We start from the raw sequence: 13,709 nt of genomic DNA, 5'->3' as shown, positions 1-13,709 counted from the left end.
GACTCCGAGAGGTCCCGTCCCGATCCCACGGGACGACCCTCCCCCGCGCCCCCATCACCGGGTTATCGCTCGCCTATCGGCGCGCGGTCGGACGTGATGGCGGCGTGAACACCCGTCGGGAGACTGGCCACGGAGCACCGGTGCGTCACGGGACCACCGGTCGGAACCTCGACGTCGGGGAACGGGAGTCGATCATGGAAGGACGGTGGACCGTCGCGGAACTCCCCTGGTGGCGGGCATCGCACGAGGACGCGCCTCCCCCGGACGCGCCCGCCCCCTGGGTGCGCCGGGCCGACGACCGGCTCGCGCTGGGCAGGGACTCCTCCCGTCCGAGGGAGGGGTTCCTGGCCGACGCGGACGCGGCCGGTCTCCTCCGCCCGGCGTTGGACGCGGTCCACGGCCACCAGCGGGCCCTCCACGACGGGGTCGCCCGTCTGGTGCGCGACGCCGATCCGCGACTGGCCGGGCTCCCCGGGATCCTCGCCGGGTCGTGGCCGGACGAGGAGCTGAGCCGTCTCATGACCCCCACCATGGCCCTGGAGACGCAGCTGGCCGGACTCACCGGGCGGGTGCGGGGGGACGGTCGCGAACGCTTCCGCGCCTTTCTGGAGCTGCTCTCCGAACCCGGTTTCCAGCGCGACCTGTGGGAGGAGTACACGGTCCTGTTGCGCCGGGTGGCGGGCCTCCTCTCCCGGTGGGAGCGGGCCCGTCTGGCCCTGGTCCGCCACCTGGTCGCCGACCTGCCCGCCCTGGAGGACCTGTGCGGTTCCCGGCTCGCCCCCGTGGACGGGGTCGACTTCGGCTCGGGGTACGTCCGTCGTCCGGGCGGCCTGGCCGACGCCGTCGTCTCCTTCGGGGAGGTACGGCTGATCCACCGCCGCCATCCGCCGGACGCCGCACTCGTGTGGGCGGGGATCGTCGACTGGTTCAACTCCAGGGGTCCCGCGCACCGGTTGGTCACCGCCCCGGTCCTGCGCCGACCCGACCACGGCTGGACCGTCCGGCTCGGACACGGGTCGTGTCCGGCGGAAGAGGCGGACGCCTTCTACTGGAGGTTGGGGGCCGTCACGGCCCTGGCCCACGCGCTGGGCGACCGGGCTCCGCGTCACCGGGACCTCGTCGCCCACGGCGCGCACCCGGTGCTGGTGGACGCCGAACCGCTCTTCTCGGGTACCGCACGGGCACCCGACCGCCCGATGCGCGCGCCCGAGCCCGTGGGCGGGGGCGAGGACGCCCCCCTCGACGAGGACCTCCGAGAGGACGAGGAGCACCTGCCGGACGTCGACGGACGCCCCCTCCCCCTGGACGGTCACTCCCGGGTGCTGGCGGACGGGTTCGCCTTCGCCTACGACTCGCTCGTGGCCGACCGGAGGGCCTGGGCGTCGGCGGAGGGCCCCCTGGGCCGGCTGCCCGAGGCCCGGCTGCGCCACGCCCTCTACCCCGCCGCGTTCTACGCCGGGTTCCTGGACGCGGGAGACCGTCCGGACGTGCTCCGCGACGGCCGCACCAGGGATCTCCTGCTGCCCAGGCCCGTGCCCGGCCCCGGCGACGCCCGGCTGTGGACGGCGCTGATCCGCTCGGAATCGGCCGACCTGCTCCGGGGCGACCTGCCCTGGCTCTCCGGTCGGGCCGGCTCCACCGACCTGGTCGACGGTGAGGGAAGGGTCGTTCCGGGTGCGCTCGCCGAGGCTCCGGCCGTGTCCGTCAGGCGTCGCCTGGGCTCCCTCGACCGGCACGACGTCGGCGGACGGGTGGCGTTCGTGCGCCGCACCGCCCGCGACCTGTGCCCCGCCGACCCCGGTGTCGCCGATCCGCGCCCGGCCGATCGTCCCCTGACCGGGGACACCGCCCTGGCCGCCGCCGTGGAGATCGCCCGAGGCCTGTCCCCGCTGGATCCCGGGGTCGGACCGTTCCTGACCCGGGTCGCCCTCCTCAGCGGGCTGCCCGAGCTGTGGGCCGCCGCCGAGACCGCCGCCGACCGCGTCGCCTCGTCGCGTTCCGCCTCCCGGGACACCGGCTCCCCCGTCCGGGCCGGGGCCGTCGTCCTCCACCTCGCGCACGCGCACGCCGTCCACGGCCGCGGGTCCTGGGCGGCGGAAGCCGAGGCGCGTCTGCCCCAGCTGCGCCGGCACGCCGACACGGAGGTCACCGGCGGTCTGTTCGGCGGGCAGGCGGGTACCGTGCTGGCCGCGTTGGCGCTGCACGCCGTCCACCCCGGCTCCGACGCGCTGGCCGTGGCCGACCACGTCGCCTCGGCGCTGGCCGAACGCGCCCTCCGGCTCGACCTCCCACCCGGCATGGCGACGGGCGGCACGGGGATCCTGCTCGCGTTGACCCGCATGGACGCCGCGTGCCCGGACTCCGGTTACGGGGACGCCGTGGCGGGACTCGCCGCCCGTGAGCGGGACCTCTGGGAACGGCGGACGCCCACGGACACCTCGTGGTGCCGGGGCCTGTCGGGGATCGGTCTGTCCCGGCTCGCCCTGATCTCCCGCACGCGCGAACCCTCGGTGCGCTCGGCCGCGCTGGAGGACCTGGCGTTCGCCGAACGCGTCGTCGGCGCGGCCCTGGCCCCCGACGGTCGGACCCTCCGCTCCATCGGGGACCACGGCCCGTGCCACGGGGACCTGGGGGTACTGGAGTTCCTGGTCGGCGCCGCCGGGCGGCACGGCCCCGAGGCCGCGGAGGGGCCGTTGCGCGCCGCCGCGGCCCTGTGCGCCCACGGTCGCGCGCACGGGTGGCACCTCACCTCGGGTGCCACCGGGCCGCTGGGCGGCCCGGCCGGGGTGGGGTACGGCCTGTTGCGCCTGGCCTTCCCGCACGACGTCCCCTCCCTCCTGGTCCTCGAAGCGCCCTGATCCCCGTCGCCTACACCGCCGCCCCGGTCATCGTCCCCATCGGCGCCGCGACGTGCCGGGAGAGCTCCCGTTGGACGGCCGGGTGCCGGACGACCCGGCCGGCGGCCGTCAGGAGGCGGGTGTCGCCGCTGTCCATGACCGCCTCCACGACGCGCTGCTCCAGGTGGGCGCGGGTCTGGACGGCGAAGGGGCTGTCGCTGCGGGCCAGGAACGGGCCCTTGTAGAGCTCCAGTGCCTGGGCGACGTAACCGTGGGACAGCAGGAACAGGAACTCGACGACGTCGCAGCGGATCTCCTCGCCGATGCGGTAGGCGCCGCTCTCCCGCTCGTACCGGACGTCCAGGCCGATCCGACGCGCGCGCATCGCGAGGGTGGGAAGGCTGGAGGGGGAGGGGTCCTCCTCGAAGAGGACGGCGGACAACCAGTCCCGGGGAGCGGCGCCGTCCGACAGCACCAGGGCGGCGGCCAACTCCGCCGCCCGCCGGTGGCGTACGGGCCGGCCGTCGACGCGGCACCCCCCGAGGGTCTCCAGCATGGGAACGTCGTTCATCACCACTCCGCTTTCCAAGGCGATCCGGGCCCGGTGCCCCGGGATGTCCTCCCGCGATCGGTTCCCCACGATCATCGGAAGGGGCGGCATCCACGTGCTATCCACCACCTATTCCGAGTGGTGACGGCCCCCTGTCCGGGACGGTCCGGGCTTATCCGGGCCGTGCAATGGGGCGAATAGCTCCGCGATAGGTCTTCGGCCGGGTGATGGCACAGGATGTCGGTCATCCCCCCGGACGACGGGGCCGACACCCTACGGAGGTCATCATGCGAATCACCAGGCTCGCCCTCGCCCTCGCCGCCGCCGTCACCCTGTCCTTCGCCGCGACCCCCGCCTCCGCGGCCGTCAACGGCCTGCCGAGCGTTCCCGGCGTCCCCGGCGGCCTCCCGAGCATCCCCGGCGGCCCCGTGTGCGACATCCAGGGCCTGCCGCCCATCCCCGTGAAGCCGCCCATCGACTGCGTCCAGGACCGCTGGGAGAAGTGAGCGGCGATCGGTGACCCGGGGCGGAGCGCTCAGCCGAGGTCGGCAAGGACTGCGGCCACCTCGGCCCGCTCCCCTTCTTCGCGGAGTTGCTCGAACCCGGCCAGGGAGCGTTCCAGGAGCTCCCTGGCCTCTGCCGTCCGTCCGGCCTCCGCGCAGGCCGTGCCGAGATCGCGCAGCACCATGGTCTGACCGACCAGGTCGCCGATCTCCTCGACGATGCACAGCACGCCGCGCAGCCGTTCGACCCCCTGCTCGACGTCTCCCTTGAGCAGGTCGAGCTGGGCCAGCCGACGGAGCACCTGGGCGCGGGCACGCGGGTCCCCCGTCCGCCCGGCCAGGGTCAGGGCCCGGTCGAGTTCGTCCCGGCCCCCGGCGTCATCGCCACCCCGGCCGCGCAGATACCCCATGAGCATGAGGCTGCGCCACTGTCCGCCCAGGTCGCCGACGGTGACGAAGTCCGTCATCGCCTGTTCGCACAGGCCCAGCGCGCGCTTCTCGTCACCGGCCTCCGCCACGAGGGCGGCCAGGGCCCGGCGGGCGATCGCCTGTCCCCGCACCTCTCCCAGGTCGGTGTACTCGGCCAGGGCCTTCTCCAGCAGGACGGTCCTGGCCGTGTTGTCGTAGCGGTGGCTGAGCGCCTCGCTGACCGTGGCCCACAGGGAGGCCATGCCCAGCCGGTTGCCCCGGGCGCGCACGAACGGTTCGGCCCGGTCGTGGAGTTCGGCCAGCTCGCGCATGGAGCCGCGGCGGGTGAGGAACACCGAGAAGCCGACCAGGAGGTCCCAGCACTGTTCGTCCATGCCCAGGTCGACCGCTTGGAGGACGACGTGGCGGAGGTTGGCGCGTTCGCTCTCCAACCAGGAGTAGGGGTCGCGCAGGACGCGCTCCACGTATCGCGCGGGCGGCGTCCACCGGGGCGCTCCACCGCGCACGCGCAGGTACTCCCCACCCACGACCGCGTCGTTGGCGGCGTCCAGCAGGGCGAGCCAGCCCCCCATGAGTCGTCGGACCGCGGCGGCGCGGGCGTCGTCGTCATCGGAGCGCGCCGACCGTTCCCTGGCGTAGTCGCGCACCAGGTCGTGGAAGCGGTAGACGGGCTCCCCCGCGGGGTCGACGCCGACGATGTCCAGGAGGTGGGCGTCGACCAGCGGTTCGACGATGTCGGAGGGGAAGGGGCGGTCGTCGTCGAGCAGGGCGGCCGCCGACCACATGGGGATGGTGGGGCCGTCGACCAACCCGAGCAGGCCGAAGGCGCGGGCCGTCTCGCGGTCGAGGCCGTCGTAGGTCATCGAGAGGCTGGCCCGCACCGTCATGTCGCCGTGGGCGAGTTCGTCCAGCCGGTGCCGTTCGTCGGCCAGCCGGTCGACCATCGACGTGAGCGTCCAGTGGCGTCGGGCGGCCAGGCGCGCGGACACGATGCGCAGCGCCAGGGGCAGTCGGCCCACCGCGCGCACGAGGGCGCGCGCGGCCTCGGGTTCGGCGGTGACCCGGGCCTCTCCCAGTACCTGGGAGAGCAGCTCCAGCGAGGTGTCCCTGGACAGGGTGTCCAGTTGGACGAGGGTGGCGCCGGGCAGGCCGGTGAGGTTGGTGCGGGAGGTGACGAGGACACCGCACCCGGGGCCGGCCGGGATCAGCGGGAGGATCTGGGACTCGGTGGCGGCGTCGTCCAGGACGATGAGCGCCCGGCGGGTGGCCAGCAGGCCCCGGTACATGGTGGCGCGCTCGTCCATGTCGTCCGGGACGGCCGGACCGGGCACGCCCAGCGCCCGCAGGAAGCGCCCCAGCACCTCGTTCGGGCTCAGCGGGGCGTCCCGGGTGGCGCGCATGTCGCAGTAGAGCTGACCGTCGGGATAGTGCTCGGAACCGAGCCGGTGGGCGATGCGCACGGCGGTGGAGCTCTTGCCCACGCCCGGACGACCCAGGAGCACCACGACCCTGGTCCCGGCCCTGGAGTCGACCAGGGTGCGCTCGACCTCCCGGATGGTGTCCTCGCGACCGACGAAGTCCACCGTGTCCGTGGGGAGCTGGAAGGGGGCGACCCCGGTGCCGAAGGCCGTGCCGACGGCCCCGTCGCGGCCGGTGTCGTCCGTGCGCGCGGCGCGCCCCTCGGCGGCGTACGCCAGGGAGGGGTCCCCGGCGAGGATGGCCCGTTCGAGCTCGCGCAGTTCGACGCCGGGTTCCAGGCCCAGTTCCTCGATGAGGAGTTCGCGGCCCACCCGGTGGACCTCCAGGGCCTCGGCCTGGCGTCCGGACCGGTACAGCGCCAGCATCAGCTGGGCCCGCAGGCCCTCCCGCAGGGGGTGCTCCTCGACGAGGGTGTTGATCTCCCCGATGAGGCGTTGGTGCATACCGAGGTCGAGTTCGATGGCCAGGTGGGACTCGACGGCGGCCATCCGCTCCTCGTCGAGGTGGGTGGCCTTGACCCGCAGCGCCTCCGCCCCGATGCCGCTGAACGCGGGACCGCGCCAGAGGCCGACCGCCGACCGCAGGAGCGCGGCCGCCTCCTCCGCCCGGTCCTCCCGGACGAGGGCGGTCGCCTCCCGGACCCGGGCGCGGAAGACGTGCGCGTCCACCGTCTCGGGGTCGGCGCTCAGGACGTACCCGGGCGGGCGGGTCTCGATGGTGGCCCCGATGGGCTTGAGCAGGGTCCTGAGGCGGGAGACGCAGATCTGCACCTGGGTGCGGACGGTCTCGGGCGGATCGTGCTCCCACAGGGTGTCGACGAGCTGGTCGGTGGAGACGACGCGGCCCAGTTCGAGCAACAGGACGCCGAGCACGGTCTGCTGTCGGCCGGCGGGTACCCGGACGATGCCGTTCGGTCCGCGCACCTCGATGGGGCCCAGCACGCGGAAGACGATCCCCCCGTCGCCCTCGCGCGCGTTCCGCATCGTGATCACAGAACCCCAAACCGTACTAATGACAACACGAACAGAGGCGATCCACGAAACGCACTTATATCACACGCATTACCGTAAGACCGGTTTTCTCACAGGTCGCGCAAGGGCCGGGACCGGCGCAAATGAGAAGTCATCACCGCCGCACATTCACCTTTTCCGAACTCCAGGAAGGGCCGGCACGGAAAACCGGACGCGAGGAACTGCGAATATGACACTACGTGCCCCGATGATCACTCGGCAGCCGGTGGCGGGCGTCGCGGCGCCCCCTCGGAAACGGGGGATAGCGAACGGATAGGGAAGGGACAGCGTACCTTCCTAGCTTGGGTCCCCTAGCCGAATCGTCCTTCGGGAGGCCCGATGCGCACCGCCGCCCCGACCCGCGCTTCCACCCGTCCCCGCCACAGCGTTCAACGGATCGCCTCCCGGGAGAGGGGATGAGGGCCCGGGTGGGCCAGACCACGCAGGGCCAGGACCCGTCCCCGTTCGTCGCCGTGGCGCGTGAACACCTCCAACGCCCCCTCCTGCGCCCGTACGCGCTCGGCGTCGTCGATCCCCTCCACCGCCGGCGCGACCACCACGGCCAGGACCGCCTCGCCGAAGCGGTCCCCACCGGCGCGCACCGCGGACAGGGCGATCCGGTGCACGTCCGCGAGCTCGTCGAGGAGGCCGCGACGCACGAGGAAGGCGGCCGTGCCCGCGGTCAGCTCCCAGCACTGTCCGTGGGCTCCCACGGCCGCGGCCTGGGCGATGGCGTGCCGGAGGTTGACCCGTTCGCCGTCGAACCACGCCTCGGGATCGGCGACCGCGCGCCGCACGTAGTCCTCGTGGGGCCGCCACCGGGGCGCGTCCCCACGCGGCGGCCGCCGGTGATCGCCGCCCCCCTCGCAGACGGCCGCGTCCAGCAGGGTCAGCCAGCCGCCCAGCACGCGTCCGAGACAGGCCCGGCGGTCCCGGTCGACGGTCGAACGCCACAGCCGTTCCCGCGCGTGGACGCGCACCAGGTCGTGGAAGCGGTGGATCGGTTCCCCCGCCAGGTCGGTCCCGACCACGTCGAGCACGTAGGCGTCCACGAGCGGGCCGGAGAGCTCCGAGGGGCGAGGCCGGGGATCGTCGAGCACGGCGCCGATCGCCCACGCCGGGACCGTCGGCGTCTCCATCACGCTCGCCAGGGTGAACGCCCTGACCTGCCGGTCGTCCAGACCGTCGTGGGTCGAGGGCAGGCTCGGCCGGACGGTGAGGTCCCGATGGGCGAGTTCGTCCAGCCTCCGGCGTTCGTCGGCCAGCCGCTCCACCATCGCGGCGATCGACCAGTGCGGCCGGGCCACCAGGCGCGCCGCCACGACCCGCAGCGCCAAGGGGAGCCGACCGACCATGCCGACCAGCGTGCGGGCCGCCCCGGTCTCCCCCGCGACACGCTCGCGGCCGATCACCTCGGCCAACAGGTCCAGCGCCTCCGCCTCCGACGGCAGGTCCAGTCCGACGACCCTCGCCCCCGGAGGGGCGGCGAGACGGGATCGGGAGGTGAGGATCGCGCCGCAGCCCCGACCCGTCGGCAGCAGCGGGACCACCTGTTCGGCGGACGCCGCGTCGTCCAGGAGCACGAGCACCCTGCGGTCGGCGAGGACGTCCCGGTAGAGGGCGCCGCGCCCCTCCGCGTCCGGCGGGACGTCCCGGTCCGGCACCCCCAGGGCGCGCAGGAAGCGGCCCAGGACCTCCACCGGGCGGACCGGTCCGTCGCGGCTCCCCCGCAGGTCGCAGTAGAGCTGCCCCTCGGGATGGTGCTCGCGGGCCAACAGGTGGGCGACGTGCACGGCCGTGGCGCTCTTGCCCACGCCGGGTCGGCCGACGAGCAGGACCGTTCCCGGGCCGTCGTCCCCCCGCACCACGGCGTCGCGAACGGCGGCGGTGGCGTCCTCCCGGCCGACGAAGTCCGCGATCGGGTTGGGCAGCTGGTAGGGAACGGCCCTCGCGAGGGCGATCCGTCGGGCGGGCGGGCGTCGGATCGCCCGTCTGGGCGGGACCCCGTGGTGATCCCCGACCAGGATGTGCTCCTCCAGGACGCGCAACCGCTCGCCGGGGCCGCTGCCGCGCTCGGCGAGGAGGAGTTCGCGGCCCACCCGGTACACCTCCAGGGCGTCGGCCCGTCGCCCGGAGCGGTACAGCGCCAGCATGAGGCCGGCGCGCAGCCCCTCGTGCAGCGGATACGCCTCGACCAGGTGGCCCAGTTCGGCGGCGATCTCCCCGTGTCGGCCCAGCCCGATCTCGATCTCCGCCCTCGCCTCCAGGACGTCGAGGTGCTCCTCGTCCAGGCGGGCGGCGCGTTCTCGCAGTTCGCCGCAGTCCACCCCGCTCAGGGCGGGGCCCCGCCACAGGGTCTCCGCCCGCCTCAGGGTCTCGACGGCCGCCGGGAGGTCCCCGCCCTCCCGCAGTCCCCGGGCCTGTTCGACGAGTCGCCGGTACACCGGGAGGTCGACGGCCTCCTCCGGAACGGCCAGGACGTATCCGGGCGTCCGGGTGTGGATGACCGCCCCCGTGGAACGCAGGAGGCGGCGGAGTCGGGAGACGCAGATCTGCACCTGGGTGCGGGCGGTCTCGGGCGGGTCGTGCTCCCACAGGGCGTCGACGAGGTGATCGGTCGCCACCACGGTCCCCACGCGCAGGAGGAGGGCGGCCAACACCGCCTGCTGCCTTCCGGGCGGCACTCGTACGGGACCTTCGTCCCCTTCTGCGAGAAGCGGGCCGAGAACTCCGAACCGCACTCTCCCCTCAGCCGGATCGTTCACGGCGCACCCAGCTCCTCAAGGCGAATCGGACTCTGCGGAAGTCGACATGAGTGCCGACCCGGAAGTTATCACAGCGTGTTCACGGCACCGAAAAATCGTGGAGAACACCGATCGACGAATGCGGTGTTAGGGATATGCGCGCATATGCGGAGGGAAATGACCATGGCCTTTCGGCGGCAGGCGTACCGAGGGGCCGGGGAGGTGACCCGTGCATCGCGCTGAGGAGGGCGCCCTCGACCCCGGCGAACGGATCATCCGGGTCGGCGTCGAACACGTGCTCCTGCTGTACGACTACACGGACCGCGGGGACGTCGACGGATGCCTGTCGCTCCTGGACGAGCACGTCGGGCTGCGGCATCCGCGCGTCCCGACGGCCAGTGGCCGCACGCGGGTCGAGACCGTCCTGCGCGAACGGCTGGCCGGACGCGGGCTGCACCGGGTGGAGCGGGTGCGCGCGTTCGGAGGGATGCTCTTCGTCACCGGGGTGTTCGCCGAGACGGCGAGCACGCGCCCCCTCCCCTACCTCGACGTGTTCACCCTCTCCGAACACGGGCTGGTCGCCTCGTGGCACCGGATCCCCCGGTGACCGGTTCCGATCACCGGGCCCGGCGTCGGCGGTTCGCGAGGCGGCTCCGGGGCCCTCCCCCGCCGTGGATCCGCGTCTTCGGGGGAAGGATGACCTCCGCGTTCCGGGGACGGTGGCCGGTTCCGGCCGACGCCGGTCACCCTGCGCCGTCCTGAACTGGGGCGTTCGGTAGAGTTCCGGACACGGTCCCCGTCCTGACGGCACGTTCCTCCCCCGAGTGCCGCCGGGGATCCCGGACGCGAAGGAGTGTGACCCGCGTGGGGTTGTTCCTCGGCACGGCCCTCGGCTTCCCGACCGTGCTCCTCACGCCCATGCTCCTCGTGATCGTCGTCTACTGGATCATCGCGGCGGTCGGCCTGGCCGACGCGGAGGCACTCGACTCCGTGGACGCCGAGGGCGACCCGGTCGGGGCGAGCGCGGTGATGGGCCGACTGGGCCTGGGCAAGGCCCCGGTGACCGTGGAGATCACCATGCTGGTGCTCTCCGCCTGGTTCGTGAGCATGATGGGCGGGATCGTGGCCAGTCTCTTCACCACCCCCGGAAGCGCGCCGGCCTGGGCGTTGGGCGCGGTCGTCCTCCTCATCGCCGTGATCGCGGCGTGGGCGTTCACCAGCGGCGCGGTGATGGCCCTCCAGCGGTTCCTGCCCAAGCCGAAGGGGTCGTCCAAGCGCGAGCTGGTCGGCCGGACCTGTGTGATCAGGATCGGCACCGCGAGCGAGACCTTCGGGCACGCGGAGATCCTCACCGCGGGCGGGGCCTCCATCACCATCCCGGTGCGGACCATCGGCGGCGAGTCGCTGCCCTCGGGGAGCACCGCCCTGATCTTCGACCACAGCGACGAACAGGACGTGTTCCTGGTGACCCGCTTCGATCCCGCCCTGGACCCCGGCAGGGACTGATCCGCCGTCCCCCGGGGCGGCGGACCGTCAGTACGGGGGGCGCCCGTAGTAGGCGGTGAAGATCTCCTCGTGGAGCCGGTCGGCCGCCTGCGAGCGCTCGTGTCCCGGGCCCCAGCGGCCGTGGGCCTCGCGGCGCAGCCCGTCCAGGAAGGTGAGCGCGCCGGCCGCGTCGTACACCGCGATCGTCCGGGCCGCCTCGACCCGGTGATGGTGCAGTTCCTCGGGGTCGGACCCGCGCAGCCCCTCGACCAGCTCCAGGTGGGCGCGCACCGCCTGGTCGGCCCGGTCGACCTGGCCGGCCATGGCCGTCATCAGGGCGTGGATCGCGCCTTCGCGCAACCGGATCTCACCGTCGGGGTCGACCGTGGCCGGGGCCGGACGGGCCATCAGGCCCTGCATCTCCTCCAGCGCGTCCCGGTGGCGTCCCCGGTCCGCGAGTCCGGCCGCCCGGAGCAGCCGGCGTCGCCGAGCGGTCTCCGGGTCCAGGGGGAGAAGGACACCGGCGGCGATGACGGCCAGGGCGCCCAGGCAGGAGACGAAGCCGCCGACGGACGGCCGTAGCCGCAGTTCCCCGCCGCCCGCGTCGGCGAATCGGCCCACATCGGCGATGTCGACGATCGACCAGGCCAGCATCAGCAGACCGACCAGGGTGAGCAACGTCCGCTGGGCCGGTCCCGGCGCGCGGAACCGGCACAGCAGCGCCAGGAGCACGGCCACCAGGGCCGCGAACGCCAGCAGCAGGCCGTCGCCGCCCTGGAGACCGGCGCGGGAGCCGAGTTCCACCACTCCGTCGGGGGTGGTCCGGGAGCCGTGGACGACCCGGTCCGCGTCGGGTCCGCCCACCCACGGCAGGAGCAGGCCGGCCAGGGCCACCAGGACGGAGCCGCCCAGGGCGAGCGGGAACCACGGAGAGGTCCCGCCCGAGAGCCGGGCGAGCAGGAGCCTCCACACCGGGGTGTCCGGTGCGGGCGGTCCCTGCGGTGGGGGACCCTGCGGCGACCCCTGCGGGGGAGGGTTCCGCAGCGGGGGTCCCTGAGACGGGGGTACCTGAGACGGGGGTCCGGGAGGCAGGAGGTCGGGAGGCGGGGCGCCCTGGAACGGGCCGGGGACCGCCCCCGGGTACGGCTGACCCTGCGGCGGCGGACCCTGCGGTCCCGGCGGGTCCTGTGCGGGAGTGCTCTGCGGCACGGGTCCTTGGAACGGACCGGGGGCGGCCCCGGAATACGGCGGACCCTGCGGCGGCGGACCCTGCGGTCCCGGCGGCCGCGGACCTTCGGAGGGTGGGAACGGAGGATTCACGACGCGAGCCTCACGATCGGTGCGATCATCTGGGAGCCGCAGGCCCACGCGGTGACGGGGACCATGACCAGGCCCAGGGGCGTGAGCGCCCACCGCAGCACCGCCAGACGGGTGCCGCGCAGCAGGTGGGACAGGTACAGCGGGGCCCCGGACAGGAGCAGCAGCAACGTGGCGATGGAGAGGGCGGACCGCGCCGCACCGTCGCCGGGGGCCGGGAAGACCGGCGCGAGGAGGCTCTCCGACGCCAGCCAGGACACGAACCCGCCCAGCGAACCGATCCCCGCGGTGACCGTGGAGAACACGAACGAGACCACGAGGTAGAGCGGCACGCCGATCGCGAGCATGGTGAGCAGGCAACCGACGTCGGCGTCCCGGTTCCGCTGGGCCTCGGCCTCCTCCAGCTCGTTGATGCGGTGCATGTGCCTCGCCGCGTCCTCGGCGATCGGGTCGAAGTACGCCATCATGCCCCCTGGGCCGTGGTGGTGATCCGTTTGGCGGCACGCCGCCGCCCCAGAGCGGTGACGAGCGCGACGACCCCGGAGGACAGGGCCAGCGCGAACACGATCAGGGCGGGCGTCGCCGTGGTCTCGCCCACCGGTTCCCCGACCGCGAGGCGGGCGTCGTCCAACGAGAGCTCCGACTCCACGTACAGGACGTGCTCACCGGGTTCGAGGTCGATCTCCGCCATCCCGAACCCCCACACGGCCGTCCCGTCCACCTCGGCGGTGTAGTCGGCGAGGCCGTTGACGAAGCGGACCGCGTCGCCGTCCGGCTCGGGCTCCACCCAGATCCCGATCGAACGCTCCGCCGACGGTGTCAGGTGCCAGGGATGGCCTTCCTCCGTACGCGGGAACTCCAGGTACAGGACGCGGGTGTCGGCCTCGTCGACGGTCAGCTCGACGGTGTGGGGTTCCTCCGCCGGAGCGCGGTCCAGGTCCTGTGCCCGGAAGCCGTCGCGGTCACCGGCGGACCAGGCCAGGGCCATGAAGAGGAAGCACCCGAACCAGAGGCCGAGCGCGATCGTGTACCACCACCGCGGCGGCCCGGTGGGGGTGAAGTACGGGGGGCGACGCGTCATGGAACCGTCCCGGATGTCGAGCGGGGGACACGGCGTGTCCGGTGCGACCAGTATCCCCCGAGACCCCCCGGTTCAAGGCGTTCATCAGCGGAAAGCCACGGTAGTGAGACCTTTCACGGGCGGTGGCGGCCCGCCCGCCGACCGTGACCCTTCGGGTACGGGGAACCGTTCCGGTACAGATCGCGTCCTATGCCACGAGCGCACCCCCCCGGGACCATCGCGGGCCCCACCTCCCTCGCCCGCGACCCCCTCCCGACAGGCCCCTCCCGGCCAC

Annotated in this window: 10 protein-coding genes; 4 read left to right on the top strand and 6 right to left on the bottom strand. The window is 73.8% G+C overall.

The genetic code is table 11. The features are described 5' to 3' along the window. Positions 1-140 precede the first annotated feature (140 nt). Complete coding sequence (locus tag PWG71_RS17015) at positions 141-2,858, top strand: DUF4135 domain-containing protein (RefSeq protein ID WP_274810726.1); 2,718 nt, start codon at positions 141-143, stop codon at positions 2,856-2,858. Between the two features lie 10 nt (positions 2,859-2,868). On the opposite strand, the gene PWG71_RS17010 is transcribed toward PWG71_RS17015, so the two are convergent. Then, a complete protein-coding gene (locus PWG71_RS17010) occupies positions 2,869-3,408 on the bottom strand; it encodes a BTAD domain-containing putative transcriptional regulator (RefSeq protein ID WP_274810725.1) in 540 nt (179 codons plus the stop codon). Positions 3,409-3,674: 266 nt separating this feature from the next. Here PWG71_RS17010 and PWG71_RS17005 point away from each other — a divergent pair, with 266 nt between their 5' ends. Continuing rightward, the gene (locus tag PWG71_RS17005; protein ID WP_274810724.1) at positions 3,675-3,893 is read left to right on the top strand and encodes a hypothetical protein; all 219 of its coding nucleotides are present in this window, start codon (positions 3,675-3,677) and stop codon (positions 3,891-3,893) included. Between the two features lie 29 nt (positions 3,894-3,922). Here PWG71_RS17005 and PWG71_RS17000 read toward each other — a convergent pair whose 3' ends face one another. Further along, entirely contained in the window at positions 3,923-6,781 is a 2,859-nt protein-coding gene (locus PWG71_RS17000; protein ID WP_274810723.1) for an AfsR/SARP family transcriptional regulator, read from the bottom strand. 416 nt (positions 6,782-7,197) lie between these two features. Next, on the bottom strand, positions 7,198-9,492 hold the full coding sequence (locus PWG71_RS16995) for an AfsR/SARP family transcriptional regulator (RefSeq protein ID WP_274810722.1): 2,295 nt from the start codon (positions 9,490-9,492) through the stop codon (positions 7,198-7,200). A 289-nt stretch (positions 9,493-9,781) separates the two neighbouring features. Between PWG71_RS16995 and PWG71_RS16990 the strand changes: the two genes are divergently transcribed. Next, positions 9,782-10,159 (top strand): nuclear transport factor 2 family protein, encoded by a 378-nt coding sequence (locus tag PWG71_RS16990; protein WP_274810721.1) that lies wholly within the window; start codon positions 9,782-9,784, stop codon positions 10,157-10,159. Between the two features lie 257 nt (positions 10,160-10,416). Next, positions 10,417-11,058 (top strand): OB-fold-containig protein, encoded by a 642-nt coding sequence (locus PWG71_RS16985; protein WP_274810720.1) that lies wholly within the window; start codon positions 10,417-10,419, stop codon positions 11,056-11,058. 27 nt (positions 11,059-11,085) lie between these two features. Here PWG71_RS16985 and PWG71_RS16980 read toward each other — a convergent pair whose 3' ends face one another. The 3 genes from PWG71_RS16980 to PWG71_RS16970 all read right to left on the bottom strand — a co-directional run bounded on the left by PWG71_RS16980 (position 11,086) and on the right by PWG71_RS16970 (position 13,435). Beyond that, positions 11,086-12,009: a hypothetical protein gene (locus PWG71_RS16980; RefSeq protein ID WP_274810719.1), complete on the bottom strand. Its 924-nt coding sequence runs from the start codon at positions 12,007-12,009 to the stop codon at positions 11,086-11,088. Positions 12,010-12,353: 344 nt separating this feature from the next. After that, on the bottom strand, positions 12,354-12,821 hold the full coding sequence (locus PWG71_RS16975; protein WP_274810718.1) for a hypothetical protein: 468 nt from the start codon (positions 12,819-12,821) through the stop codon (positions 12,354-12,356). After that, the gene (locus PWG71_RS16970) at positions 12,818-13,435 is read right to left on the bottom strand and encodes a hypothetical protein (protein ID WP_274810717.1); all 618 of its coding nucleotides are present in this window, start codon (positions 13,433-13,435) and stop codon (positions 12,818-12,820) included. The genes PWG71_RS16975 and PWG71_RS16970 overlap by 4 nt, the downstream gene beginning before the upstream one ends. Between the last annotated feature and the right edge of the window lie 274 nt (positions 13,436-13,709).

The organism is Nocardiopsis sp. N85, from assembly GCF_028882275.1.
Lineage (GTDB): Bacteria > Actinomycetota > Actinomycetes > Streptosporangiales > Streptosporangiaceae > Nocardiopsis > Nocardiopsis lambiniae.
The sequence above is the reverse complement of the archived record's forward strand: the minus strand, read 5'-3'. Positions and strand labels throughout refer to the sequence as shown.